At 65.2% G+C, this 25,072-nt stretch carries 30 protein-coding genes and 1 pseudogene; 13 read left to right on the top strand and 18 right to left on the bottom strand.

Annotation, left to right across the window (positions count from 1 at the left end):
• Positions 1 to 93: 93 nt before the first annotated feature.
• Positions 94 to 432, bottom strand: a complete 339-nt coding sequence (locus OH799_RS14565) for an MmcQ/YjbR family DNA-binding protein (protein WP_357269912.1) — start codon at positions 430 to 432, stop codon at positions 94 to 96.
• A gap of 253 nt (positions 433 to 685) precedes the next feature.
• Here OH799_RS14565 and OH799_RS14560 point away from each other — a divergent pair, with 253 nt between their 5' ends.
• Positions 686 to 1,114, top strand: a complete 429-nt coding sequence (locus OH799_RS14560; protein WP_406280505.1) for a hypothetical protein — start codon at positions 686 to 688, stop codon at positions 1,112 to 1,114.
• Between the two features lie 11 nt (positions 1,115 to 1,125).
• Here the strand turns inward: OH799_RS14560 and OH799_RS14555 are convergent, their stop codons facing one another.
• Positions 1,126 to 2,424 carry a glycosyltransferase 87 family protein gene (locus OH799_RS14555; protein WP_406280503.1) on the bottom strand — a complete coding sequence of 433 codons (1,299 nt, stop codon included), beginning with the start codon at positions 2,422 to 2,424 and terminating at the stop codon, positions 1,126 to 1,128.
• A 239-nt stretch (positions 2,425 to 2,663) separates the two neighbouring features.
• On the opposite strand from OH799_RS14555, the gene msrB reads away from it, so the two are divergent.
• The 3 genes from msrB (at position 2,664) to OH799_RS14540 (ending at position 4,149) form a co-directional block, all read left to right on the top strand.
• Positions 2,664 to 3,119, top strand: coding sequence for a peptide-methionine (R)-S-oxide reductase MsrB (gene msrB, locus OH799_RS14550; RefSeq protein ID WP_406280501.1), 456 nt, complete (start codon positions 2,664 to 2,666; stop codon positions 3,117 to 3,119).
• Entirely contained in the window at positions 3,116 to 3,631 is a 516-nt protein-coding gene (msrA, locus tag OH799_RS14545) for a peptide-methionine (S)-S-oxide reductase MsrA (protein ID WP_406280499.1), read from the top strand. Before msrB ends, msrA begins: the two co-directional genes overlap by 4 nt.
• A 242-nt stretch (positions 3,632 to 3,873) precedes the next feature.
• On the top strand, positions 3,874 to 4,149 hold the full coding sequence (locus OH799_RS14540) for a YggT family protein (RefSeq protein WP_357269897.1): 276 nt from the start codon (positions 3,874 to 3,876) through the stop codon (positions 4,147 to 4,149).
• A 113-nt stretch (positions 4,150 to 4,262) separates the two neighbouring features.
• Here OH799_RS14540 and OH799_RS14535 read toward each other — a convergent pair whose 3' ends face one another.
• From OH799_RS14535 to OH799_RS14520, 4 genes are all read right to left on the bottom strand, one after another.
• A complete protein-coding gene (locus OH799_RS14535; RefSeq protein WP_406280497.1) occupies positions 4,263 to 5,444 on the bottom strand; it encodes a hypothetical protein in 1,182 nt (393 codons plus the stop codon).
• 135 nt (positions 5,445 to 5,579) lie between these two features.
• Entirely contained in the window at positions 5,580 to 6,062 is a 483-nt protein-coding gene (locus OH799_RS14530; protein WP_406282104.1) for an alpha/beta hydrolase, read from the bottom strand.
• 37 nt (positions 6,063 to 6,099) lie between these two features.
• Positions 6,100 to 7,065, bottom strand: coding sequence for an alpha/beta hydrolase (locus OH799_RS14525; RefSeq protein WP_406280495.1), 966 nt, complete (start codon positions 7,063 to 7,065; stop codon positions 6,100 to 6,102).
• Entirely contained in the window at positions 7,062 to 7,487 is a 426-nt protein-coding gene (locus OH799_RS14520; protein ID WP_406280492.1) for a helix-turn-helix domain-containing protein, read from the bottom strand. The genes OH799_RS14525 and OH799_RS14520 overlap by 4 nt, the downstream gene beginning before the upstream one ends.
• Before the next feature lie 123 nt (positions 7,488 to 7,610).
• Between OH799_RS14520 and OH799_RS14515 the strand changes: the two genes are divergently transcribed.
• Entirely contained in the window at positions 7,611 to 8,153 is a 543-nt protein-coding gene (locus OH799_RS14515) for a dihydrofolate reductase family protein (RefSeq protein ID WP_406280490.1), read from the top strand.
• A gap of 236 nt (positions 8,154 to 8,389) precedes the next feature.
• Here the strand turns inward: OH799_RS14515 and OH799_RS14510 are convergent, their stop codons facing one another.
• Positions 8,390 to 9,910 carry an amino acid permease gene (locus OH799_RS14510; protein ID WP_406280488.1) on the bottom strand — a complete coding sequence of 507 codons (1,521 nt, stop codon included), beginning with the start codon at positions 9,908 to 9,910 and terminating at the stop codon, positions 8,390 to 8,392.
• An 826-nt stretch (positions 9,911 to 10,736) separates the two neighbouring features.
• Here OH799_RS14510 and OH799_RS14505 point away from each other — a divergent pair.
• Both OH799_RS14505 and OH799_RS14500 read left to right on the top strand, forming a co-directional pair.
• Positions 10,737 to 11,291 (top strand): annotated as a pseudogene (locus tag OH799_RS14505) (SAM-dependent methyltransferase).
• Between the two features lie 205 nt (positions 11,292 to 11,496).
• Positions 11,497 to 11,847 carry a hypothetical protein gene (locus OH799_RS14500; protein WP_406280486.1) on the top strand — a complete coding sequence of 117 codons (351 nt, stop codon included), beginning with the start codon at positions 11,497 to 11,499 and terminating at the stop codon, positions 11,845 to 11,847.
• Between the two features lie 67 nt (positions 11,848 to 11,914).
• Here OH799_RS14500 and OH799_RS14495 read toward each other — a convergent pair whose 3' ends face one another.
• The 6 genes from OH799_RS14495 to OH799_RS14470 form a co-directional block, all read right to left on the bottom strand.
• Complete coding sequence (locus OH799_RS14495; RefSeq protein ID WP_406280484.1) at positions 11,915 to 12,436, bottom strand: transposase family protein; 522 nt, start codon at positions 12,434 to 12,436, stop codon at positions 11,915 to 11,917.
• A 28-nt stretch (positions 12,437 to 12,464) separates the two neighbouring features.
• Complete coding sequence (locus OH799_RS14490; RefSeq protein WP_406280482.1) at positions 12,465 to 13,334, bottom strand: TauD/TfdA dioxygenase family protein; 870 nt, start codon at positions 13,332 to 13,334, stop codon at positions 12,465 to 12,467.
• The gene (locus OH799_RS14485) at positions 13,331 to 14,152 is read right to left on the bottom strand and encodes an ABC transporter ATP-binding protein (protein ID WP_406280480.1); all 822 of its coding nucleotides are present in this window, start codon (positions 14,150 to 14,152) and stop codon (positions 13,331 to 13,333) included. The genes OH799_RS14490 and OH799_RS14485 overlap by 4 nt, the downstream gene beginning before the upstream one ends.
• Positions 14,139 to 15,173, bottom strand: a complete 1,035-nt coding sequence (locus tag OH799_RS14480) for an ABC transporter substrate-binding protein (protein WP_406280478.1) — start codon at positions 15,171 to 15,173, stop codon at positions 14,139 to 14,141. Before OH799_RS14480 ends, OH799_RS14485 begins: the two co-directional genes overlap by 14 nt.
• Positions 15,170 to 16,030: an ABC transporter permease gene (locus OH799_RS14475; RefSeq protein WP_406280476.1), complete on the bottom strand. Its 861-nt coding sequence runs from the start codon at positions 16,028 to 16,030 to the stop codon at positions 15,170 to 15,172. The genes OH799_RS14480 and OH799_RS14475 overlap by 4 nt, the downstream gene beginning before the upstream one ends.
• Positions 16,031 to 16,176: 146 nt before the next feature.
• Positions 16,177 to 17,130: an alpha/beta fold hydrolase gene (locus tag OH799_RS14470; protein WP_406280473.1), complete on the bottom strand. Its 954-nt coding sequence runs from the start codon at positions 17,128 to 17,130 to the stop codon at positions 16,177 to 16,179.
• A gap of 475 nt (positions 17,131 to 17,605) precedes the next feature.
• Here OH799_RS14470 and OH799_RS14465 point away from each other — a divergent pair, with 475 nt between their 5' ends.
• On the top strand, positions 17,606 to 18,004 hold the full coding sequence (locus OH799_RS14465) for a hypothetical protein (protein ID WP_406280471.1): 399 nt from the start codon (positions 17,606 to 17,608) through the stop codon (positions 18,002 to 18,004).
• 171 nt (positions 18,005 to 18,175) lie between these two features.
• Here the strand turns inward: OH799_RS14465 and OH799_RS14460 are convergent, their stop codons facing one another.
• Positions 18,176 to 18,661: a carboxymuconolactone decarboxylase family protein gene (locus tag OH799_RS14460; protein WP_406280469.1), complete on the bottom strand. Its 486-nt coding sequence runs from the start codon at positions 18,659 to 18,661 to the stop codon at positions 18,176 to 18,178.
• A 236-nt stretch (positions 18,662 to 18,897) separates the two neighbouring features.
• On the opposite strand from OH799_RS14460, the gene OH799_RS14455 reads away from it, so the two are divergent.
• The 3 genes from OH799_RS14455 to OH799_RS14445 are packed head-to-tail and all read left to right on the top strand — an operon-like array spanning position 18,898 to position 20,825.
• Positions 18,898 to 19,839, top strand: coding sequence for an RNA polymerase sigma-70 factor (locus tag OH799_RS14455; protein ID WP_406280467.1), 942 nt, complete (start codon positions 18,898 to 18,900; stop codon positions 19,837 to 19,839).
• A gap of 27 nt (positions 19,840 to 19,866) precedes the next feature.
• The gene (locus tag OH799_RS14450) at positions 19,867 to 20,169 is read left to right on the top strand and encodes a hypothetical protein (protein WP_406280465.1); all 303 of its coding nucleotides are present in this window, start codon (positions 19,867 to 19,869) and stop codon (positions 20,167 to 20,169) included.
• 35 nt (positions 20,170 to 20,204) lie between these two features.
• A complete protein-coding gene (locus OH799_RS14445; RefSeq protein ID WP_406280463.1) occupies positions 20,205 to 20,825 on the top strand; it encodes a LysE family translocator in 621 nt (206 codons plus the stop codon).
• A 68-nt stretch (positions 20,826 to 20,893) separates the two neighbouring features.
• Here the strand turns inward: OH799_RS14445 and OH799_RS14440 are convergent, their stop codons facing one another.
• A complete protein-coding gene (locus tag OH799_RS14440) occupies positions 20,894 to 21,208 on the bottom strand; it encodes a DUF1330 domain-containing protein (RefSeq protein WP_357269834.1) in 315 nt (104 codons plus the stop codon).
• A 74-nt stretch (positions 21,209 to 21,282) separates the two neighbouring features.
• Between OH799_RS14440 and OH799_RS14435 the strand changes: the two genes are divergently transcribed.
• Entirely contained in the window at positions 21,283 to 22,005 is a 723-nt protein-coding gene (locus OH799_RS14435; protein ID WP_406280460.1) for a TetR/AcrR family transcriptional regulator, read from the top strand.
• A 2-nt stretch (positions 22,006 to 22,007) separates the two neighbouring features.
• Complete coding sequence (locus tag OH799_RS14430; protein WP_406280458.1) at positions 22,008 to 22,205, top strand: hypothetical protein; 198 nt, start codon at positions 22,008 to 22,010, stop codon at positions 22,203 to 22,205.
• Positions 22,206 to 22,469: 264 nt separating this feature from the next.
• Here OH799_RS14430 and OH799_RS14425 read toward each other — a convergent pair whose 3' ends face one another.
• From OH799_RS14425 to OH799_RS14415, 3 genes are all read right to left on the bottom strand, one after another.
• Complete coding sequence (locus tag OH799_RS14425) at positions 22,470 to 23,633, bottom strand: nucleotidyl transferase AbiEii/AbiGii toxin family protein (protein WP_406280456.1); 1,164 nt, start codon at positions 23,631 to 23,633, stop codon at positions 22,470 to 22,472.
• Complete coding sequence (locus tag OH799_RS14420) at positions 23,630 to 24,283, bottom strand: hypothetical protein (RefSeq protein ID WP_406280454.1); 654 nt, start codon at positions 24,281 to 24,283, stop codon at positions 23,630 to 23,632. Before OH799_RS14420 ends, OH799_RS14425 begins: the two co-directional genes overlap by 4 nt.
• A 177-nt stretch (positions 24,284 to 24,460) precedes the next feature.
• A complete protein-coding gene (locus OH799_RS14415; RefSeq protein ID WP_406280452.1) occupies positions 24,461 to 24,997 on the bottom strand; it encodes a hypothetical protein in 537 nt (178 codons plus the stop codon).
• Between the last annotated feature and the right edge of the window lie 75 nt (positions 24,998 to 25,072).

Genomic DNA, 25,072 nt, shown 5'->3' with positions numbered 1-25,072 from the left:
ATGGCCTGTCGTCGTTTCAGATATGCGCACATGCCGAGATGCGTGCCGCGGTGGTGGATGTGAAGCCGAGCCCGGTACCAACCGGCAGCCTTGTCACCCGGCGTCGTCGAGTAGCTGGCGGGGTGCGGCCTGCCGCCATGAGTCCAGAACGATGGCTTCCAGCTCGTTTCGGTCGTCGAGAGCAGCGAGACGCACTCGGACCCACGCGTTGCCGGCTTCATGGGCGGCGACCCAGAACTTGCTCGGCTCCGCGACGACCAGTTCGTCGCGGTCGACGATGGGACAACGGACCGCCATCGAGGTTTCGGCTTCCGGGAGGGTGAGAAACAGCCTGCGCGCGACACGGAAAGTCGGCATTCCCCATGTGAACTCCTCAGATGTCTCCGGCAACGACAAGGCATAGGCGCGGACATCATCCCCAGTGACACTCATGCACTGAATCCTTCCAGGCGCCCATCTCGGATCGCAGAACGTCTGCCTGTCGTCGGCAGGCGACCTGGTGCACGTCGGATCCCGCCGCGAACTCGCTTCTTCCTCGACAGCTATCTCTCGGCGTACCAGGCTCTGCGACGAGAGCCCACGGTATCGATGCCTGCCTGGACAGGTGATAAGCAAATGTATATCATCTGCTTATGCTTACGATATTTTCATACGGCCGAATTCCTTCGAACAGACGAGTGAAGGCATGACGAGCGCCCAGCCGTTTTCGGAGGGCACTGTGCTCACGCCGTGGAAAGCCGGTCCCCGGCAAGGCCTCTCCGGATCGGTGTTTGTCAGCGTGACAGACTTCTTGGCCACCTCCGAGGAGGACGTTCAGCTCATCTACAAGATCGGGATGGAGCTGGGTCGGACCTGGCCGGTGATGCACGGCGCCGTCGGCCTGTGGCTGTGGGGCCGACCCTCCGAGTCGCGCGGCGGCTCGATCTCGGTGTGGGAAACCGAGCAGGATATGCGGCGTTTCGTGCGATGGCCGGTGCACACCGACATCATTCGGACGTGGCGCGGGCGTGTCGGTGTCGCCGCCGACTCATGGCAGGCCCCCCAGTTCGAGGAGGAGGAGGTATGGGCACGGGCTCGGAACACGATCGAGCGGCCTCATCCCCGCGCTGGATGACATCTCGTCGCTCAGTGCGCCTGCTTCGACCCCGGGAACGCGGGGACGCCGCGTGTCCATTCCGGGGAGCGCCGCAGGTGTAGGGCGGCGGCCCCGAACAGCGCGAGCGTCAGCCAGATATAGGCGTTGCGGTAGAACACCGCAAGGTTGCTGTGCGAGCCATAGTCGAGGACGGTGCCCACCGTGGAACCGAAGAAGACCAGCACGCCACCCGATGTGACCACGACCGACGCCGCCAGTCCGATCGCGGCGACGAAACCGCGGCGGCGCAATGCCAGGTCGGTCAGGTAGATCAGTAGTGGCGCGAGCCAGACCCAATGATGCACCCAACTGTACGGTGACACCGCGGTGGTGGTGAGTCCGCACAGCACCACCGCGGGTAGTTCGTGTCCGGTCAGTGAAAGACGTCGCGCCAGGAACAGGCAAGCCGTAGCGACGGCGACCGCTCCTACCAGCCAGAGCAATTGGTGACTGCCGTCTACCCCGACCGTCCGCGCGAACATGCCACGCAGTGACTCGTTCGACGGGTTCTCCGGAACGCCGACGCGAGTGGGGTCCACGAACGCGCCGCTCCAGAATGTCAGTGAATCCTTGGGAGCGGCCGCGAGGCCGATAAGTATGGTCGCGGCGAACGCACCGATCGCCGTGGCGGCGGACCGGTACCGACCGGTGACAAGAAGGTAGATGACGAAGAAGGCGGGGGTCAGTTTGATTCCGGCGGCGATCCCGGTCAGCACGCCCTTCCACCGGGAGGAGTCGGGCAGCGCCATGTCTGCCAGTACGAGTAGCAGCAGGAAGATATTGATCTGCCCGAAAGCCATGGTTTGCCGCACCGGCTCGCACCACAGCAGCAGACCGGCGATCGGCAGGCCCGCCAGTGCCAGCCGCGTATCCCGCCGGTAGCCGAGGATTGTCAATGCCGCCCAGCCCGACGCGGTCAGCATCGCGAAGTTGCCGAATGCGCCGACAAAGGTGTACAGGTCGCCTTGGAGTTCACTCAGCGGCAGGAACAGCAGCGCGGCGAACGGCGTGTACACGAATTCCCAGACGCCCCGAGTGTTGCCCAGCAGCGGGGTGTCATAGATGGAAATGCCGTCGGCCATACGACTCCCGGCGATCTGATACACGCTGAGATCCTTGAGGTGCATCATCACCTGCGGCAGGTCGAGGACCTGCTTGACGTAGTACCCACCGGCGGCCGTGCCCAGCACGAGGATCGTCCAGAATGCGACGGGTGGAATAGTGCGCTGCACTGGCGCAGTCCGTGCCGAGGACGGCACTATCACTTTCGTGATCGTCGACAACGACACGCTCACTCCCAGCGATCGGCTCCAGATTCGCGTCCTCACGCTAGTGGCACCGGCGGCAAAATTTCCAACGAGGACAGCGCGCACCGATTCGTCCGGTCCGTAGCGGCGTCGAATATCCGCGCATGCCGCTATAACGCGGCCGGTCTGAGCGATCGGTGACCGAAGTGTGACGCCCGGCTGAGTAGGGACTTTTCGAGCCGGAGCGCGGGTTGTACGGGGGGCCAATATGAGGAGGTCATGTGGCACAGGAATACAATCGGAATCCCGCGGCGGGCGCTGCCCTGTCGCCTGAGCAGTACCACGTCACCCAGGAGAACGGGACCGAGCGGCCGTTCACGGGCGAGTACTGGGACAATCACGAGCAGGGTATCTATGTGGATGTGGTGTCCGGTGAGCCGTTGTTCGCCTCGGTCGACAAATTCGACAGTGGCACAGGGTGGCCGAGTTTCACCAGGCCGATCGATGCTGGAAATGTGGTCGAGAAGCGGGACCTCAGTCATCTGATGATCCGCACCGAAGTGCGTTCGGCGCACGGTGACAGTCATCTCGGGCATGTGTTCACCGACGGGCCCCGTGCGGCGGGCGGCCTGCGGTACTGCATCAATTCGGCGGCGCTGCGGTTCATCGGCCTTGATGACCTCGAGGCGGAAGGTTATGGGCAGTACAGGACTCTCTTCACGAAGGAGAAGGCGTGACCGACACGCAGAGGGCGATTCTGGCCGGCGGATGTTTCTGGGGCATGCAGGACTTGATTCGTAAGCAGCCGGGGGTGCTGTCGACGCGGGTCGGCTACACCGGCGGGCGCAACGACCACCCCACGTATCGCAATCACCCTGGCCATGCGGAGGCCGTGGAGATCGTCTATGACCCAGCGGGGACGGACTACCGGGCGCTGCTGGAGCTCTTCTTCCAGATCCACGATCCGACAACGAAGGACCGCCAGGGCAACGACATCGGAACCAGCTATCGTTCGGCGATCTTCTACCTCGATGACGATCAGAAGCGTGTCGCGCTGGCCACCATCGTCGACGTCGAGGACTCCGGCCTGTGGCCTGGCAAGGTGGTCACCGAGGTGACCCCGGCGAGCGAGTTCTGGGAGGCCGAGCCGGAGCACCAGGACTACCTGCAGCGCTACCCCGACGGCTACACATGCCACTTTCCGCGGCCGGGTTGGAAGCTGCCGAAACGGCAGATCGCCGCGCAATAGGCCCGGTCTGCTCGTCGCGGGTTGTGCCGCCCCTGGAGGGGGTCCGCCGAGGCCGCTCGAACGGAACAGGGTGCGGCACGCACGCTCACCTGAGCTTGCGTGCGATTCCGGGCATGCCCTCGGCCCGGGACCGGCCCGACCTGATAGTCGGCTGAGAACCCCGCGAAGGCGACACTTTCGGTCTGGTCGTTCGCGTTGATACTGGTAAGACGTCCAGCGCGACCATCACGAAGGAGCTCGTCATGAGCCTCATCGGAACCCTGCTCGGGTACCTCTTGACCGCGTTCGTATTGCTGCTGATCGCCCGGCTGGTGCTGGATTGGGTGGAGGTGCTGGCGACACCTCCCCAGTGGGTGAACCGGGCCCGTCCGTTCATTCATGCCTGCACAGAGCCGGTGATCGCGCCGGTTCGGCGGGTGCTGCGACCGGTGCGAGCAGGCGGACTGTCGATTGATCTCGCGTTCACCGTGGTCTTCGTCGTTGCGCTGATCCTGCGCTCGATCGCTTTCAGCCTGTAGTTCGAAGCAGCCAGGTCGGCGGCGCCGGCTGGACGTCCGTATATGCCGCTGATCGTGGATGCACGGAATGTCGCACTCGTCGCCCCGAACCCGGCCAGTGCTCAGTCGATTGATCACCGAGGTGGGAGACCGAACTCGGTTCGTACCGCTGCCAGGAGAACATCGACCTCCGGGCCGAAGACCAGCGCCGTCGCATACAGAGTCGTCATCGCGGCGTCCCTGGCCTCGGGTTCGGCGGCGTCGACGATCGTGGGCAGAGCGAATGATGCCCGGTGAATCGGACCCAGGTCGAAGGGATTCGGCGCCGACTCGCGCGGATCGGCTCGGACGAGGGATGCGACAAGCTCGGTTCCGCCCTCGTCCACCGGCCCGAAGTCCTCGTCGTGCAGTCGGGCGGAGGCGGCCTCCATGTCGTCGAAGGGTGGTGGTAGCGGTCGGCCTTCCTGCAAGGCCGTCAAAGCGACTTGTACCCAGGGTCTTTCGGCAATCGAGGCTTTCTCGCATGCCTGGGCCGCGGACCAGCGCGCCAAACGCCGCAGATCCTGCTCGCCCATCGCGGCGATCGCCTCGGCGAGGGCACGGTCGTACCCGGACAGCTCCTCGGCGCCGGAACAATCCCGCAGTTCAGGTATCGGATCTCCGCCCCAGCGCTGTCGCTCGGCCGCAGCGGCCTGCTCCCGGAACTCGGAAATGTGCAGGTGACGAGGACCGTCCTCGTCGATGACCGTGACCCATTCGGACTCTTCGGTTTCCGCCGAAACGGAGCGTTCGGCAATCGGAACATCCTCCGGCACACCGTAACCGGGCATGCTCCACTGCACGGCCTGCAGTGGCTCACTGCCGTCATCCGGCCAGAGTCGGATCCGCCACACATCGCCGGGCTTGGTCGATCCGGGCCAGCCGTAGTTGATGAATCCGCGGCCACTGACCTCGATCAGGTATTCGCCCTCCGGAACCGGACAGTCCGCCGCACCGTCGGTGGGTGAGGACAGATACAGGCTCCCCTCGGGGCCAACGCGCAGTCGCGCCTCGCACACCTGCTGCCACTCGTCCCGATCCCACGGCGGCCGGGCACCCCACACCTGCACCGTTATCAGCATCCGGAAGTTGTTCTGGTGCGGGCTGAGCACCACCATGGCCAAGCCGTCCGATGCAAAGGGATGCGCCGCCAGCGCACGGTCGAGGAGATCGATTTCCTCATCGGGATTTCCCAAACCGCCATCGATACAGAACTGTCCATAATCCATGAACAGCTTCACTGTTTCCTCGCTGATCGGACCTGCCGCGGTGCTCATCACGCCATCCTGACACGACAGGAGGGGTTGTCTATTCCTTCGCCGCTGATGTGATGAGGTCAGCGACAGCGTTCGGAGTGGAGACGGCGACTGCGTGTGAGGCCGCGATTTCGATGGTGTGGGCGTCCGCGCGGTCTACCATGAAAGTGCCTGGATCGGGATGTTCTTGTCCTCGGTGGTGAGTAGGGCGAACGCGGGGATGGTCCGCCACGCTGCCGCGGTCGCCGGTTCCTGTAGTGCGGCGAGGGCGACCGGCCGTTGGGTCGCGGCCATCAGCTCGGCGGTCTCGGCGGGGACGTCGGCGGCGAATTGGGCGGGGAATTCTTCTTGCCGGATATAGAGTTCGGTGCCCGTACCAGCGTCGGGTAGCGGGTACTGCACCGGACGGGTGGTCGGCCCGAGCGTGGACCCGGGGTACTTCTCGGTCAGTTGCAACACACTTTCACCCTCGGCGGGGATGAACGCGGCGATGTAGACGAGCGCTGTCACGTTCTCTTTCGCCGCGGCGGCGACGGTGATGACGCTGCCGCCGTAGGAGTGCCCGACGAGGACACAAGCGCCCTCGATGCTGTCGAGGACGGACCCGACATAGGCGGCGTCACTGTCGAGGCCACGCAGCGGGTTCGCGGCGGCGAGCGGTAGGGCAGCGCTCGGGTCATGCCGTGTGCAAGGCGGTCCGCAGCACCGCGACAGCTTGGGCGACAGCGGCTTTGGCGGCGTGGGTATCGTGCATCGAGTTGACCATGACGAAGTCGTGGATGATGCCCCCGTAGCGCGCCTGGATCACGGGCACGCCCGCGGCACGTAGCTTGCTCGCGAAGGCTTCGCCCTCGTCACGCAGCACATCGGCTTCGGCGGTGATGACCAGCGCCGGCGGAAGTCCCGCGAGTTGTTCGGTGGTGGCGCGCAGCGGCGACGCGGTGATCTGCGCGCGGTCTTCCTCACTGGTGGTGTACTGATCCCAGAACCATTGCATGCCCTCGCGGGTAAGGAAGTACCCTTCGGCGAACTGCTGGTACGAGCCGGTGTCGAAGTTGGCGTCGGTGACCGGGTAGAACAGCACCTGCTGCGTAAAGGCGACGTCGCCACGCTCCTTGGCCATGAGGGTCAGCGCGATGGCCATGTTACCGCCGACCGAGTCGCCCGCGATCGCGATCCGGGACGGGTCGAGCGCCTTCTCGGCGCCATGGGTGGTGATCCATTGGGCGACACGGTAGGACTGCTCGTTCGCGACGGGGTATCGCACGTCCGGCGAGCGGTCGTATTCGGGGAACACGACGGCCGCGTGCACGCCGACGGCGAGGTCACGCACCAGGCGGTCGTGGGTGTGCGCGTCGCCGAACACCCAACCGGCGCCATGCGTGTAGACGATCCCGGGCAGGGGTTCGGTGACGCCCTGCGGCTTGACGATCCGGGCCCGCACCGACCCGGTCGGTCCGCCGTCGACGGTGATCCACTCTTCGTCGATTTCGGGCTTGTAGATCGGCGAGTCCTGCACCGAGTCCACTGCTTTGCGGCCCTCGCCCGGGGGCAACTGGTAGAGGAAAGGGGGCTGCGAGGTCGCGTCGACGAACTCCTGTGCTGCCTGCTCCAGCGAGATGTTCAACGGATTTCCTGTCATTGTCGTTCCTTCGGATAGGGAGTGAATGTGTTGGGGCGTTGCGGATTCGAAGACTCAGGCCAGTTCGTCGATGGCCTCGCCGACGACGGTGGCGACCTCGTCGGGATGGGTGTGCATGACCAGGTGCGGCGCAACGCCTCGCCGCTGCCGTACCCGGCCGCCATCGCGGCCTCGGTGACGCTGTGCCCGGCATGCAGCATATCCCTGGCAACCCCGAAGCGGGTGGAAGCGACGTACTCGGCAGGCGATCGTTCGAACTCGGCGCGGAACAGCCGCGTCATGTGCCGGACGCTGACCTGGGCATGGGCGGCCAACGTCTGGACCGCATGCGGGAACGCCGGGTCCGCGCAATCAGGTCGACGACCCTTCGCACGAGCGGGCTGCGCGGCGCCGGGCCGCTGAGCGACGCCGAGAACTGTCATTGCCCCGCCGGCCGGCACGATCTCTGGCTGCCTTGGCCGTCCAGGTCATGTGCCAGGGTGCGACACAAATCGGCCGGACTAACCTGACAGTAGATGTCATGTTAGTCCGGCACGATTGCGTCCATGGCAACTCAGTACTACACCGCGACCAGTCTCGATGGCTTTCTGGCGGATCAGGACAATTCGCTGGGCTGGTTATTCGAGGTGGATGACGAAGGGCGCTCCGAGGAAATCACCTCCGCGTTCCTGATGGGCGTGGGCGCCATGTGTATGGGCGCGACCACCTATGAGTGGATTCTCGCGAACGATGGACCGGACTCTTGGGCGAAGTGGTACGGCGACATGCCATGCTGGGTGTTTACTCACCGCGAGCTGCCCGCGATGTCCGGTGCGAACCTGTGTTTCGTGTCCGGTGATGTCGAGCCGGTGCACAAAGCGATGGCCGAAGCCGCCGGGGACAAGAATATCTGGCTGGTTGGTGGTGGCGAGCTCGTCGGACGATTCGACGACGCCGGATTGCTCGACGAAATCATCGCGAGCATCGCCCCGGTGACCCTGGGTGCCGGGGCTCCGCTGCTGCCGCGCCGAATCCCGTCCTCGCGCATGCGACTTGCCGAAGTAGAGCGATTCGGTCAGTTCGCGATGCTCACCTATCGGCTGACGTAGTTCCTGGTCGGCGCGGACGAGACCCTCAGCGCTGGCGGCGATGCCACCAGCGAGCGCCGCACGACCGGCGTGAACCCTGGTGTTTTCGGGCAGCACATCTACGACGAGAGACGGCCCTGTGGTTCTGGTCGTGTCTCCACTCCACTCGACCGGCGTGTTGATGGAGGCCACTGGGCCGGGTCGGAGGAGACGTCACCGTATGGCCGCGGACGGTCAGTCCAGGCGAATTCCGCCTCCTATTCGTCGAGAATCACGGCCGCCTCGCTGCCTTCTCGTGTACCCGCGGGGCGCTCGGCCAGGACCGGGAATTGACCGGTGACTCCCTCGCGCTCCCGCACAATGGCCACCACCCGCTTGCGTGCCAGGAACCAGCCGCCGACCAGCAACGGAACCATGACCACCACTGTGGCGATCACCGAAACGCGCTGCACTTCGTCGTCACTGAAGGCCATCAGGGCGACTACCACCGCCAGGAACAGCAGCGTCGCCACGCTCGTGTAGGGGGCACCGATCAACTGGAACTTCGGACGTTCCATCCTGCCGCTGCGCGACCAGCGCCACAACTGCAGCTGGCAGATCACGATCGCCGACCAAGTCGAGATGGTGCCCAGAGCCGACATGTTCAGCACGATCTCGAATACCTTTTCCGGCACGACCACGTTGAGCCCGACGCCGATCAGCGCGATCGCGCCGGTCGCGAGTATGCCGACATAGGGCACACCACCCTTGGACATGCGCGACGTCACCGTCGGCGCACTGCCGTTCATCGACATCGAGCGCAGGATCCGGCCGGTCGAATACAGGCCAGCGTTCAAGCTGGAGAAGGCCGCTGTCAACACCACCAGGTTCATGATCGAACCGGCGCCTTCTACGCCGAGTTTCGAGAAGAAGGTGACGAAGGGGCTCTCACCGGCCTTGAAAGCCGTGTAGGGCAACAGCAGTCCGAGTAGCACCAGTGAACCGACATAGAACAGCGCAATGCGGGCGATGACCGAATTGATGGCCCGCGGCATGATCTTTTCCGGATTCTCCGCCTCACCAGCGGCTGTGCCGACCAATTCCACTGCGGCATAGGCGAAGACGACGCCCGTCGTGACGGTAACCAGTGGCAACAAGCCGGTCGGCAACAACCCGCCGTGGTCTGCGATCACACTCACACCGGTGTGCTCGCCCTTGATGGTGGACCGGCCGGCCAGGAAGATCGTGCCGACGATCAGGAAGGTGGCCAGTGTGACGACCTTGATCATCGCCGCCCAGAACTCCACTTCGCCGAACCAGCGCACCGAAATCAGGTTGACGGTGACCACCAGGGTCAGCGCCACGAGCGCGATCAGCCACTGCGGAACCGCTTCGAAGGCTCCCCAGAAATGGACATAGGTGGCGATCGCGGTGATGTCCACGATCCCGGTCATGCTCCACTGGAAGAAGGACATCCACCCGACCGCGAAAGCCAGCTTTTCGCCATAGAACTCGCGGGCATACGAGACGAACGACCCGGAGGAGGGGCGATGCAGCACCAGCTCGCCCAGCGCCCGCAGGATGAAGAACACGAACACGCCGCAGATGGCGTACACCAGGAATAAGCCTGGGCCTGCGCTGACCAGTCGACCGCCCGAGCCCAGGAACAGTCCGGTGCCGATGGCGCCGCCGATCGCGATCATCTGCAGCTGACGTGGGCGCAGCGATTTGTGGTAGCCCGCATCCTCGGCATGCGGTACGTCCACTGGCGCCTCGGACGGAGGTCGAACTGTTGTCATAGCGAAGACCTACTCACGTGATGGCGACCATATCAATGTGCAATGTACCGTCATTCAACGGCTCGTTCAATAGCGGTGGAGCGGCGCCTGAGGTTGATATCAGGGCGAAACAGCTTGCCGCACGGCGAGTTCGACCGATGCCGACGTGCCCGGTTGCGGCCGGTTCGCGGGTTGTCCCGAGTCGTGTTCGAGCGGTTCTTCACCCGACCCGTTCGGCCACCGCCGGGACTGGAGCCGCACAGGTGCGTAGGTGCCGCCACGCTCGGGCCACGGCGGGAACTGGTCGGGTGTCGTTGGCGCTGAGTGCGGTCGATGTGGCGCTGCGCCACGGGAGCCGCGCCGGCGGGCCGGAACGGTCGGTTCGGCTACTGCCGCAGTGCAATTGCGACGGTTGTTCCATCTGGACGAGAAAGGCCTTCGGGTCGATGAATAATGACGTTTCGAGCTTATTTCTCTCACTCTCCGCCCCTGAGGGCGCGGAAAGACGGCGGGGGCGGGCATGAGATCAATTGCCTCGGGCGGTATTTGGCTGATATACCGGTTGGCGGGTTCGGGTCCTCCTGTGGTGTCCCAGAGCGGGCCTGTACCCGTAGACGTGCGGAATTTGTTTTTCGAAGTGCCGCACGGTTCTTGATATCTCTCGATGCCTCTTCGATGCGAAAGTAATTGGGCCGTGCACCGTTGAGTACCTCTGGCGGATGCCGTCGCACCGGTATAGCAACTCGGTCGTTCACGTGACGACATCACTCACCGGCCAGGTAACAGCACGGCACTGATATCTACCCGCGCGCACACCGGGTAGAACCAGAAACTGTGGAGATTCGTGATGACATCGGAGATCGGTGAATACCAGGGTGCGTCGTCGGATGCGGTCCGGCATCACTACGACATCGGAACTGAATTCTACCGGCTGTGGCTGGACACCAGCATGACCTACTCGTGCGCGTTGTGGGCGGACGGCGACGACCTCGACCGCGCCTAGCAACGAAAACTCGACTACCTCATAGCCCAAGCCCGCATCACCGGCGCTGAACGAGTGCTCGACATCGGGTGTGGCTGGGGAAGTCTGATGCGGGGAATAGCCGACAGGCACAAGCAGGCCCACATCACCGGCCTCACCCTCAGTCGAGACCAATACGACTACGTCCGCACCCACGCCGCAGGCCGGATCGACGTTCGCTTGGAACACTGGAATGCGCACCGCCCCGACCGCAGGTACGACGTCATCTTCTGTATCGGCGCGCTCGAACATTTCGAGCGATTCGGATTGTCTCGGCAGGAACGCACAGCAGCCTATCGGGAATTCTTTACCCACTGTCACCGCATGCTCCACACCGGTGGCGGGCTCATAGAGGTGATCTCAGCAAGGCTCGGCGGTTGATTTCGGCGGTACGCCGGTATGCCGTGTCCGGGCGGTCTCGATGCGCTGCGGCCAGAAAGTGCTTGTGCGGGATCCGCGACCGGTCCACCGTGCTTACCTGTCATTAAGGATTCCTTAAGGCCGATCGGCAAGAGTGATCACGAAACCAGCGGCCTACCTATGGATTTCACAACGCGGGCAATGTAATAAGCGATCGGGGAGATGAATGTCCCGTACGGACGACAAGCGCAGACCTGCAACGCAGCTCATCGGCATCGTGCAGGTTGTCGGTGGGATTGCCACCGGCGGGATGGTGGGTTTCTACCTCTTTCCGACCGCCTTAAGACTCCAACGGGCTTTCGGCATCACCGATCCCCATGGACCCATCGGACACGGTGTCGGCGTGACTGGATTTTGGATGAGCTGGATCGTCGCCTTCATGGTGGTATTCGCGATCTGCGTCGCAGCGTCCGTCAGCAGACACACGCGCCCGTTCGGCATCGCTGCAGCGGCATCGTTCACGCTGCTTGCTCTGGAGATGGCGTGGGTCCTCGCTACCTTCGAGGGCCCGAGTTGACGCAGGGCAACGGCTCACACTCCTGGACCTAGCGGCGAAGTTGGCAAAGAGGTGCTGTCACCAACTTTCAGTTCGATCGGCGGTGTTCGAAATGGGTGGGTACGAGTGCGGCTTTGACGATGTCGCCGATCCTGGTGGGGCTGGCGGTGATGTGGTGCTGGGTGCGCCAGCGGCCGGTGAGCACGGCGAAGCCGCGTTCGCCCAGGCAGCACAGCCCGCGTAGGAGGGCGTTGTAGGTGTGGTTGTCCGCGTCGAGGGTCTGCCCGCCGGCGGGCTGTGTGATCGGAGTGTGTACCCCGATACCGGCGCCGGTGTAGCCGCCGTCGGCCAGTGTGGGCAGATCGAGGTGGGATGCGGCCCAGTACAGGGCGCCGAGTACATGCTCACGCGCCACGGTCACGTCGTGCACGGAGCCGGGCTCGACATCGGCTACCCACAGCGGGAAACCATCTGGTGCGCAGAGCGCTTGGATGTTGCCGCCGTGCTCATGGGCTTTCGCGGAGTACCACAGGTCGTTCTGCGTGCCTTGCACGCTGGTGGTTTTCTCGCCACAGTGGTCAGCGGGGAAGATCTTCCCGTCGAGGATCACATACGCCAGCGAGGACCGCGCCAGGCGGTCAGCGGGTGGACGGCCCCACCGGGATGTCGCCGCGCAGGGTTATGCGGTGCATGACGCGGTGTTGCGTGCCGTAGTCCCGGTTGGCGTAGTGCAGGGTGCTGCGGTTGTCCCACAGCACCAGATCACCCAACCGCCACCGGTGCCGTACGACGTGTTCGGGCTTGGTCAGATGGGCGTACAGCAGGTCGAGAATGCCGCGGCTCTCAGCGTCGGATACTCCCACGATGTGCGAGGTGAAACCCGGATTCACGAATAGGCCCCTGCGGCCGGATTCCGGGTGCACCCGCACCACCGGGTGTTCGACCGGTCGCAGAGTGGTGACGGGTTTGCCGTCCCAGATGTTGCCTCTTCCACCGCGCCGCTGGGCCAGGTAGTAGCCGAATTCGCGGGTGCCGTCGTGCACCGCGGTCAGCTCGTCGACCAGCCGGCGTACCGGCTCGGACAGTGATCGGTACGCCAATTGTGTATCGGCCCAACTGGTGTCGCCGCCGCTGAGCGGTAGCACCACCGGGCGCAGGATAGAGCCCATCGGCGGGCGCGGCATGAAGGTGACGTCGGTGTGCCACACATCGGCGAATCCGTTGTCCTGGCTGTCGAGGGCGTAGACCTCTGGTGGTACGGCACCGCTGTCGTGCACCGGGTGCCCCGCGGTCAATTCGCCGAGTCGTCGACCGAACTCGATATGCGCGGCGTCATCGAGACGTTGATTGCGCAGAATCAGCACCTTGTGCTCTGTCAGTGCTGCGCGCAGTGTCGCTACCTGCTCGTCGCCTGCCTCGCTGACTTCGACACCGGTCACCTCCGCACCGAAATCCGGTCCCAGCGGCGTGAATTCGAGATCGCCGTGCAATCGGGTCGTCGTTGTCATGCCGCTGCTGCTTTCACCGCGCTCGCGACCTCGCGGCGTAGCTGTGCGAACCGTGCCGAGGCCCGCAGTTCATCGGGGTCGACACCGCTGCGCGGGAGATCCACCGTCAGGTCCAGCGCGATCCGCCCCGGTCGCCTGGTCAACACCACGATCCGCGAACCGAGGAATACCGCCTCGTCGGCGCTGTGCGTCACGAACACGTTCGTCCTTCCCGATTCAGCGCTGACCCGGCGTAGGTCGTCTTGCAGCCGATCCCGTGTCAGCGCGTCGAGCGCGGCGAACGGTTCATCCAGCAACAGCAGCGAGGTGTTCGCGGCCAAGGCGCGGGCGATGGCGACACGCTGCTGCTGGCCCCCGGAGATCTCCCATACCCGCCGCGCGGCGGTATCGTCGAGTTCGACCCGTGCCAGCAGTTCATCACGGCGCGCGGCCCGCAGCTCGCGCGGCACACCGGCATACTTCAGTGCGAGCTCGACATTGCCGCCCACGGTCTGCCAAGGGAACAGACGTGGCTGCTGGAAGACCACACCGGAGCCGACGCCGGGCACGGGTGCGGCTCGGCCCACCTCTACCTGCCCGTCGCGGACCGGTTCGAACCCGGCCAGAATGCGCAGCAGGGTGCTCTTACCGCATCCCGACGCCCCCACGAGCATCAGGAATTCGCCGGCCGCGACTTCGAGATCGATCGGCCCCAGCGCGGTGACGGTTCCCGGACCGCGACCGTAGCGATGCGTCAGATTCCGGATCCGGATGCCGCCGGTCTGTTCCACCGTGGCGGAATCTGCTGCGGGTGTGGTGGTCGCCTCAACCGAGGACATTCGGAAGTCCCTTCACATACAGCGCATCTCGATACACCGACAACGGCGGCACCGACGGGATCTGCTGCTGGTTGGCCAGGAATTCCGCGGCACTATGCAGGTTGGCGGCCACGTTGCCCGGCACGGTTTCGGTGCCGAGCCACTCCGGGGTGGCCAGCTGCTCAGTGGTCAAGAAACTCCCTTGGCGCAGCTGCGCGGCCGCCTCGACGGGACTCGTGCCGATCTGCGCGGCCACGGCTTCGGCGGCCTGCTCAGGTGAATCCTTGATGGTTCGCAGTGCGCGAGCCTGCACCTGGCGCCAGGCGTCGACGACGTCCGGGTGCCCCTGTGCGAACTGTTTCGACACCACGCCGAGATCGAGGGTCGGCTTGCCGGCGGCAGCCAGTTCCTTGCTGGTGATCAGTGTCTTACCGGAGGCGCGCAACTGGTCGAGGGTCGGCAGCCAGGTGTACACCGCATCGATATCGCCGCGCTGCCAGGCAGCCAGCGACGCCTGCGGCTGCAGATCGATCAGCTGCACGTCCGATGCGGACAGTCCCGCGCGTCCGAGCGCCGCCAGCAGACTGTAGTGGGAGGTGGACGCGAATGCGGTCGCTACCCGCTTGCCGCGCAGGTCCGCGATCGATTTGACACCGGTGCCGGTGCGCGCCACCAAGGCCTCGTTCTCGCCGGCCACATCGAGCACGAACGCCACCTGATAGGGGATGTTCAACGGTGCGGCCAAGCCGCGGGCAACCGGGCTGGAGCCGATCGCACCGAAGTCGATCTGCCTGGCGAGGAATGCGGTATTGACATCGGCGCCGGAGTCGAACTTGGTCCACTTGATGTTGTAGCCGGGCAGCGCGTCCTCGAGCCACCGGTTGTTCTTCACGATCAGGTCGCCGCTCGGAAACGACTGGTACGCCAGGCGAATGGTAGGTTTGCCGGCGTCCTGCCCGGAGTGATCGATCGCGCAACCCGACAGTCCTAGCGCGGCCACCCCTACCAGCGCCGCAATCGACTGCAGCAGTTTGTGTTTCACAGCTTCCCTCTCCACGGGGCAACGCGGTGTTCGATCAGACGCAGCAGTGCGTCGATGAGCAGGCCGGACCCTCCGATGGCGAAGATCCCGACCAGCACCACCGAGGTGTTGTTGTAGTTGCTGGCGTCCTTGACCAGGCCGCCGATGCCGGGCATGCCGTTGAACAGCTCGGCGGCGACCACCGAGGAGTACGCGATACCGACCGCGATCCGAATACCGGTGAACGTCTCCGGGACGGCGGCGGGCACGATCACATCGCGGATGACCTGACCTCGGGTGGCACCGAGGGCTCGGGCCGCCTCGATCAGCCCGACCGGCGCGGCCAGCACCGCCGATGTGGTCGCGACGGCGGTCGGCGGCAGCGCGGCCAACGCGAGCAGGGTGATCTTCGGTGCCTCATCGATGCCGAGCCAGATCACCAGCAGGAAGAAGTACGCCAGCGGCGGCAACGCACGCAAGAATGTCAGCCACGGCTCCAGCACCCGCCGCAGCCAGCCGACGGTGCCCATCGCCAAGCCCGCCGCCGCCCCGACGGCAACCCCGACTCCCACGCCGGCCAGCACCCGCCGCAGTGTCATGTACAGGTGCTCCCACAACAGGTAACCCTGATAGCCACGGACGCCGTCGTGCGTGGTGGAGGTCTCGACGAATGCGCGCCACACCGTGGACGGAAACGGCACGAACGTCTCGTTCCATATGTGGCAGGCAGCCACCAGCTGCCACACCACGATGAACACCGCGACCGAGGCCAGCGGCAACGACACACGTACTACGCCGCGCAGCCTGGGTCCTGCCGTACTACTCCGCTCGACCGCGGCAGCGGCATCGACAGTGCTGCGGTCGACAGAGCTGGACATGGAACCACGACTTTCCGGATGGCGAGGTGATGACAATGCGCGCCGCGAGACGACGCCATGCAACCGGTAGTGTTCCCTGCTGCCGCATCCGAGGAAAGCGTTCGAATCGTCGTAATTCGAATCCTGTGCGGGACTGTTCGAGCGGACTACGCGACGAGTGTGACGGGAGCGTCCTCGGCCCTGCGGCCGCCTGCTCGGGTCATCAGGCGAGCGATGGCCTCGGCAACCCGGCTCGGCTGCTCGAGTATCACAGAGTGACCGGCGCCCTCGACCATGACGAAATCCGAGGACTCGACGGCCGCGGCCATCGCGACGGACTGCGACGGTGGTGTCATCAGGTCGGCGGAGCCGCACAGCACCAACGTCGGGATTTTCGAGAGAACAGCGAGTGCGTCGGTTTGGTCATAGACCACGAAGGCGCTCAAGAAGCTCGCCATCGTCACGATCGGCGTCTCGTTGTGCATCGCGTTGGCAAGGGTGAGCGCGCGAGCGCTGACCTTGCGATCGCCGAATTCGGCGGTACGGATGATCGGGGCGAAGACCTTGCAGCCCATGAGCTTTGCGTGGTGCATCACGTTCGGAGCACGCCGGACGGCGGCCTGTAATACCGAAACGACCGGGTTGCGCAGGAGGCGGCCGAAGCCGGCGTCGGCAAGCCCGCTCGCGGCGGTCGCGATAAGTGCGACACCGACGATGCGGGTGCCGATCTCGTGCGGGTTCTGGCTGGCGTAGGTCAGCGCGGTCATGCCGCCCATCGAGTGGCCGACGAGGACCACCGGTCCGGTGGGGGCGACAGTGTCGAGAACATCCCGCAGGTCGCGGCCGAGCTGCGCGAGGTTGTAGGTTTGTCGGGCTGCCGTGGCGGAGTCGCCGTGGCCGCGGTGGTCGTAGCAGACGACCCGGGCGCCGGCGTATTGGCGCAGCAGCGCGTCTCGAGCATAGGTCCAGGACTCGCTGCGCAGGCAATGTCCGTGCAAGAGCACGACTGTGAGTTCCGCATTTCGTGGGCCGTATTCGCGAACCGCGAGTGCCACACCGTCTTCGGTCGACACCGTGGCACGACGTTCTGCCGAGGTGGCGATTGTGCTGGTGATCGACATCGGAGGCTCCGGTTCGCTGGTGGTGACTTCTCCAACTGTGCGCCGTATTCGTCGCCGGTATCAGGTCCCCGAGTGCTGAGGTCAGTCGACCAAGGGTGGGCAGATCACCACCAAGGGTGCGGCCTTGTCGCCGATGGACCTGGGCTCCACGCCCGCCACGCCGTACGCCGCCCCGGCCCCCGCCCTGTCCGTCCTGCCACCCGTCGACATCGCCTGCGCGGAGTTCTGTCCGAACCGCTACGAAGGCATCTACTACGCGCTGCGGCTGCTGCGGGCGGCGTGCCGCATCAGTGGCCGGGCACATTCCACGGATCGCAGGCGATCCTGTCCGCCGACGTGTCTCAGCGGCAGAACGCCGAACTCGCCGCGCCCTGGCCGAATGAGGCACGCGAACGGCGTAGTTGCCGGGCGTCGAGATTTGGTTCCAGTTAGCCTCTACCTCAAACGTTTTCAACGGCTATGGAGGCCCACAACCATGCAGGCATCGCAGGATCCTGTTTCCCTGACCGCGGGGCTCGCTGGGCCCGGTGGCGTAGACGCCTCCGCGGAACTGTCGGAGCGAATGGTGGAGCTGATCGGCAAAAACGCCCGCGCTACAACAGTTTTCGGCGAACCGATCACGGCCGACGGCATCACCATCGTCCCCGTCGCACGCGCGGGCCTCGGATTCGGCGGTGGGGGTGGCGGCGCGGGAGGAGGCATTGACGTGCGCCCGCTGGGCTACATCGAAATCCGTCACGGCGTCGCGCGCTACCACCCGATTCGTGATTTATGGGGTCATGTCATCGTGCCGCTGGCCGCGATCGCTGCCGGGCTCGCCGCGCCATGGATAATCCGCTCGGTGATGAAATTCCGCCGCATTCGTCATCGATGACATCGCTGGACCTGAACAGGCGTCCGCCAACGGGCGAAATCAAGCCGGAGCTTTCCAGCCAGGCCGCCAGTTCACCCCACGCGTTCGGGGCGGCGTAGCCACCTGGGCATGTGCGGGCCCGGCCCGGATCGGACGATCCTGGGCCGAGCCGGGATTCGTCTGCCGGTCAGCTCAGCTCGATATGCTGGCGAATATGCCGGGCTCGTAGGAACCTCCCTGTTGGCGCAGGATCACGCCGAGCCGGTTGGCCGCGTTGATCAGGGCGACCAGGGAGACCAGTGTGGCGATCTGGTCGTCGTCGTAGTGTTCGCGCACTCGAGCCCAGGTCTCGTCGGACACGCCGTGGTGGGCGTCGGCGAGGCGGGTGCCCTCCTCGGCGAGCGCCAGCGCGGCCCGCTCGGCGTCGGTGAACACGGTGGACTCACGCCAGGCGGCGACCAGGTTGAGCCGGACCGGGGTTTCGCCGGCAGCCGCGGCCTCCTTTGTGTGCATGTCGATGCACCATCCGCAGCCGTTGATCTGGCTGGCTCGCAGGCTCACCAGTTCCTGCGTGGACTTCGGCAGCGTCGACTGGGCGATCACCTGGCTGAAGTTGGCGAACCGCTTGCTGATCTTGGTGCCGAGCTCGTTGGTCAACAGGTTGAAACGGGGTTCCATGACTTCGTCCTCACTCGTGGTGTTGCGGTGAACGAACATGAGATGCCAACGAGCCGATCCGTGTGACAGGCGCGGTTACGTGACGTGCGCCACACGTGAGGACTGGATCGGCCTGACGGACCGCTGCTCACGACACTGCCTCGACCAGAGAGGATGTCAACGTCTCGGTGTCACAAAACCGCGGGGCGCGGTGTCTGGTGGGTAACACAGCCGAGAGCGAAGAGACAGGAGCCACTATGGCCGGCACGTCCAAGACCAGGCCCGAAGATCGCGGTCCGGGCGGGAGCCAGGGGGACCACCCGGACCCTGCCACCGCCGCGTTCGTCGCCCACCGCAACCTGCTGTTCACCGTCGCCTACGAGATGCTCGGCTCGGCCGCCGACGCCGAAGACGTCCTCCAGGAAACCTGGTTGCGGTGGACGGGCGTCGATCTCGAGATCGTGCGGGATCAGCGTGCCTACCTGGTCCGGATCACCACCCGCCAGGCGCTCCTGCGGCTGCGCACCCTCAGTCGGCGCAAGGAGTCCTACGTCGGGTCCTGGCTTCCCGAGCCGCTGCTGACCTCACCCGACGTTGCCGAGGACGTCGAGATGGCGGACAACGTGTCGATGGCGATGCTGCTGGTGCTCGAGACGCTCGCACCGACCGAGCGGGCGGTGTTCGTGCTGCGCGAGGTGTTCGACCTGGCCTACGACGAGATCGCCGAAGCCGTCGACAAGAGCCCGGCCGCGGTCCGCCAGATCATCCACCGGGCGCGGGCACACGTCGCCGCGCGCCGACCGCGCGGGGTCGTTTCCCCGGCCGAGACCCGAGACGCGCTCGATGCCTTCCAGCGGGCGATCGAAACGGGCGATATGCAAAATCTGCTCGACATCCTCGCGCCGGACGTCGTTCTCTTGGGCGACGGGGGCGGAATCAAGCAGGCTGTGCCGCGCCCCGTCATGGGGGCCGACAAGGTGGCTCTTTTGCTGGCCCTCGGTCTGGACAGGGTTCGCGCCGAGGTTTCGGTCGAGTCGGTGCAGGTCAATGGCTCCCCGGCGCTGCTCCTCCGACTCAACGGGGAGGTCGACAGCGTTGTGGCGGTGCGGATCGACGACGGCCTCGTCACCGGGCTCTACGCCGTGCGAAATCCCGAGAAGCTGTCACACATGCAGCGCGAGACCGCTCTGCACCGCTGAGTTCCGTGGGCGTGCCATGCTGGCGGGATGCAGTCGGCCGCGGCGGAGATCCTCGACATCGTCGATCAGGTGTTGGCGATCGTGCAACACCTGCCGCAGGATCTGACCTGGCAGTCGCGGTACTCGGATGAGCGAGAGCTCGTGGATGATCTAACCGATCATGCTGGGCGAATCCGGCAGGGAGATTCGAGCCGGTTGCCTGATCTTCGATTCCTGTTCATGCCGACCGGGCCGCTGTGTGAGATCGCTGCCAGCAGCGGATGGCTGGATACCTACGCGGTGCTGGGGAACCGGTTCGATGAGTCGCACGAGCGCCTGCGACAACCGTGACGCCGGGTGATCGGAGTGGATGGGAAACTTCTCCCGTGCTGCTTCAGTTTCTCGCTGCCTCTGGTGTGCTCGCCGTGTTGACCATGGTGCCTGGTCCGGACATGGCTGTGGTGACGAAACGGGCCGTCGAATCCAGCTGGCAAGACGGCTTGCGGACGGTCGGCGGTATCACCATCGGACTGCTGATATGGGGCCTGCTCACGGTGATAGGGCTGGCCGCAATCGTGGCAGCTTCCGCAACGGTCTACACCGTCGTCAAACTGGCAGGTGCTACCTATCTGGTGTTCCTCGGCGCCCAAGCGCTGCTGCACAGTCGCCGTGCCCGCTCGGCTGCCGTGGTGGCAGCCGTTCGGTCTCCAGCGGGCGACCCGTGGCGGACGGGGTTGGTCAGCAACCTGTTCAACCCGAAGATCGCTGTCTTCTATACCGGCCTGCTGCCGACTCTCGCGCCGTCAGGCCTGTCTGCGCACCTCGGGATGATGCTGCTGGTTCTCGTGCACGCGGTGCTCACCCTCGGATGGCTGGGCGGCTACGTGATGCTGCTGGCCAAGGCCCGTGCATTCTTCGAAAGGCTCGTCGTACGCCGGGCCATGGATCGGGTGACCGGGGTCGTCCTGATCGGGTTCGGTGTGAAAGTCGCGGTCTCCCAGCCCTGACATACTCACTATGCCGCTGATGCTGCGGCACGGAAGCGTCTGAACGTCTGCTCATCAGCCCCGTGTGGTTAGGCCGGGAGGGAAAAGCCTTCGGGCGGCGCGCCCTCGGCGAACAGCATCTGAACGCGCACTTTGCCTTCCCGTATCCGGCGGGCTTGCAGGTACTCGGGGGAGTCATACCACTGCCGAATCCGATCCATGTCGGGGAACTCGATGACCAGGATCCGGGGTGAGTCCCAGGTGCCTTCCACCGGCTCCGGTGTGGGGCCTGCGACCAGATAGCGACCGCCGTGGCTGAGGATGGACTTCTGGGCCACGGGAGCGTAAGCCCATCCGGCCTCCTCGTCGAGCACCTCGGCGTTGACGATGACGTAAGCAGGCATGTGGTTTCCCATCTTTGGACACGGCGTGTAGTAATGGCACGCATAAGAGTATTGAACCCCCGTATCCTGTCAACGTGAGCAAGGGCGACAACGAATCCGGTGCGAGTGTGCTGAGCCGCCGAGAGCGACTGCGAGCGGAGGCCAGCCGGGAGATCCAGGCCATCGCGCTACGGCAGATGGCCGACGCAGGGCCCGGAGCAATCTCGCTGCGTGGCATCGCCCGCGAGATGGGGATGACCCCACGCGCGATATACAGCTACTTTCCCACCCGAGACGACTTGATCACGACACTGATCAGCGGAATCGCCACATCGCTCGCGGACGCGTTGGAGACCGCCACGAACGCGGTGCCCGAGACCGACCCCGGCGGCAGGCTGGTGGCATGGGGCCAGGCTCTGAGGGAATGGGCACTGGCTCACCCACAGCGCTTCCGGCTCTTCTATGGGCACCCCATTCCCGGCTATCAACCCCCCGAGGACGGGCCGGTGGACCGAACTGCACGCCGTGTGTGCCGCGAGCTCACCCGTCTGGTGGCTGCCGCATGGCTCGACGCCCAGCACCGTCAGCCCCAGGAAACCTCCTGGTCGGACCTTCACCCCGACTATGTCGCGAAGATTCGGAAGGACCTCCCGGACGTGCCGCCCGCCGCGGCGGCGCTCGCGCTGCGCGTCTGGGGCCGGATGCACGGTCTTGTGGCGCTGGAGATCGACGGCCACATCCATCCGGTTGCCCGCAATCCCGCCGCGTTGCACCACGCCGAGATGCTCGACCTGGTCAGATCACTGGGTTTGGCGTAGAAGTGTCAGCCCTTCTCGACGGTCTGAGCGCAGCGCCCGTGCAAGCCAACGTGATCGAACCCGAATTCCTGGATTCATCGGTGTTCGACTACACACGGTCCAGTGCGCTCGCCGCCCGGAACAACATCCTCCAGACCACAGCCGTCGTACTCGCGATCGCGGCGCTCGTCGCTACGGTGGTAATTGCGTTCGCCAGTTGACACAACCGTTCTGAACTCGGATATCCACAACTGCTTGATGTTCGCGCCGGTCGCTGTGGGACGCTGCACGTTATGGCTGAGCGTGTAAGCAAGTCGCCGAATCTGACGGGTACGGGGCGGCCGGCTTCGGTCTTGCGGTTCACCACCGAGCTGGTGGCCTGGGTTGCGACGCCGTGGGCGCTCGTTGGCTATTCAGCTCGGTCCTAGCGTTGAACGCGTTCCTGGCAACGCTTCCGGCGACACCGGCGCCGGCAGTCCCGGTGGTCACGGGTGCGGCGCGAGACGTTCCGCGATTCGGTGTGGGTCGCCGTAGCCGCGCGGGTCGCCTGGGGTTCTGACGCCCGGCAGCCGGGCCACGAGGTCCGCGGCCTGACTCAACGAGCACCTCGGACCGAAGAGTTCGCGGACCAGCACGATGCGTTCAGCGACTGAATGATGCGAGTCGGCAAACCGTTCCGCGAGTCCTGGCGTACCGTCGGCGGCCAGCACTGCGCGCAGGGCGGGCAGTTCGTGGCGGCAGTGCTCGGTCAGCAGCGGCAGGAGTCTGCTCGGGCCGGAAGGGAAGGTCGGGGCCAGCGCGACCACGAGTCGCCACACGAACTGCTCGTGTGCGCCGGCGAGCGGCGGGTGGTCTGCGGCGAATGCGTGCCAGTCGACGTCGTTGGCGATCTTCACTATCAGATCCAGCGGGGCATCGAGGGCGGCAAGCGCCGGTATATGACAGGACTGCAGGGCTTTGTCGAGTAGGTCACCGGGCAGCCGGCAATGTTCGGCCAGCAGAACGGCGTCGTAGAGGTCTTTACCCAACGGGCCGGGTTTGTCGGCGTCGTGATCCTCGTTCGGTTCGGCACCGAGGTCGGCGTCGGCAGCCAGCCAGGCGACCTTCCACGCCAGCGATAGTCGTTTACTCGCGGCCTGCAGCACCATCGGTGGGCCCGTCGAACCCGAGCGCGGAATCGACGTCGGCTCGGGCGGGTCGTGCAGCGGCTCGTCGAAGGCGAAATCGATCTGCACGGTGCCCACGTGTCCACGCCCGTGCCAGGACAGCACGAGCCGCTCGCCGGGCAGATTGTCGTAGTCGTCGCCGATCTCGCCGCGCCAGAGCAGTTTCCGGTCGATGCGGACGGTGCTACCCGGTCGGTGTGACATCGCCACAGCAGCTGCCACGATGTCGTCGAACATCTCGTCCACCGACGGCTCGTCGAGTCGCCACCGCTGGTGATGGACTACGAAATCCAGGTCGCCGGGCTCCCGCGCCCACACGCCGAACCATGCCTTGGCCAGTGCACTGCCGCGCAGGACCAGACGCGGCGACCACGGCGACTGCGCGATCGCGGCGAGCACGTGATCGATCGCCTCCCGCCGGGCGGCCAACCAGCCGCCGCCATCCTCGGGCTCGGTGAAGTACCAGGGAAGGTGAGCGGTCACGGCGCCACCGCCGGCTCGATGATCCAGCCCTCGTCGGCCGATTCGTTCGTGTCGTACACCACGAATTCCCGCTCGACGGACAGGACCCGGTAGTCCGTCAGCACCGCCAGTAGATCCGCCAGCCGGGCTTCGGCGGTCTGGTTGCCCACGGCCCGGCAGCGCTGGGTGACGAACCGCTCCGTCCGGCCGTCCGGCCGAGCCCGCCGCGCATTCGCGGACACGTGCGCCTGGTGTCCAGCGACCGTCGCGGCCGCATCTTCCGGTCCTGCGCCGACGGGAAGCAACAGCTTGATGTGGTGTTCGAAGTAATACCGCGATCCCAAAACCTTGGCGGCCTCGTCGGTGCTGGGCACCCCCTCGGCCCACGGTGTCGCCTCGAGCTTTACCCGCGCCACCTCGAACCCAGCTGCCGACAGCGCCACTACCACCGTGTCGATCCATTCACGCACCGCCACCAACGTTCCGGATCGCCGCACGGTCACCATCGGCTGATCAGGCATCCTTCCCCGCATCAACACGATGTGGGTGAACTTCATATCGTGTTGCGCCGCGTACCGTTCCAATGCCACGACGGTCCCGGGTTCGCACGCCCGAATGGTGATATGTCCCTCGAAATCGCCCCGCACGACCGCCAACTCAACCTCTGTCACCCCATGATGGAAGCAGAGGGCACCGACACCTCGGACACTTCCCTCCATCCCCGCCTATGACCCACTCCAGCCCTTGCACCCACTTGCGCGACAGCGGTATCGGCGACCGGCGCGGAGTCGGACGCCGATACCTGTCATGTCAGGCCGGTGCGGTGCCGACCCGCCGACTTTCAGACTTCAGCGCCGGAAAGTGACCACGTAGACCGAGACGCCCGTCTGCGGTCCGTCATCGCAGTTCGGTACCGCGCCACTACCGACGACGGTCACGGTGTCGTTCGCGAAGCGCGTGCTGTCGGCGGACACCTGTCCGGTGGCTGCGAACGCTTTGTTCGCGATGTCCGTGTGTCCGTTGGTCTTGGTGGTGGTACTTGTCCCGTCGTTCCAGCGAGTGGTGACCGTGTCCGCACATTGCGAACCGGCGGCCGTGCTCGCAATCTCTGATGTTCCCGAGATCAGAGGGTTTCCCTCACTGTCCGTGCACGAAACTGTGTCCCGCCCCGTGAAGATCCCCGTTTCCGCAAGAATGGGAAGCGCGGCCATCTGTGCGACACAAATAGCGTCGACATCGTCGCTTGGCAAGGGGGCGGCGGAGGCCGGGGTGAAGGTCCCCGCACAGCCGAGGAACGCGATTGCCAGGCAGACGCTGACACGAGCACCGACATCGGACACGTTCATACGGCGCCTGCTCTCGTTATCGAAGATCCTGGAGATCACAGATCGTTCCTTTCCGTTGTTCGGGACTGCCCCGAGTTCCGTTGACTCGCTGAGCTGCCCCGGATTTGATTACCG

It is taken from the genome of Nocardia sp. NBC_00881, from assembly GCF_045207455.1.
Taxonomy (GTDB): Bacteria; Actinomycetota; Actinomycetes; order Mycobacteriales; family Mycobacteriaceae; genus Nocardia.
This window is presented reverse-complemented; position numbering and strand designations above follow the sequence as displayed.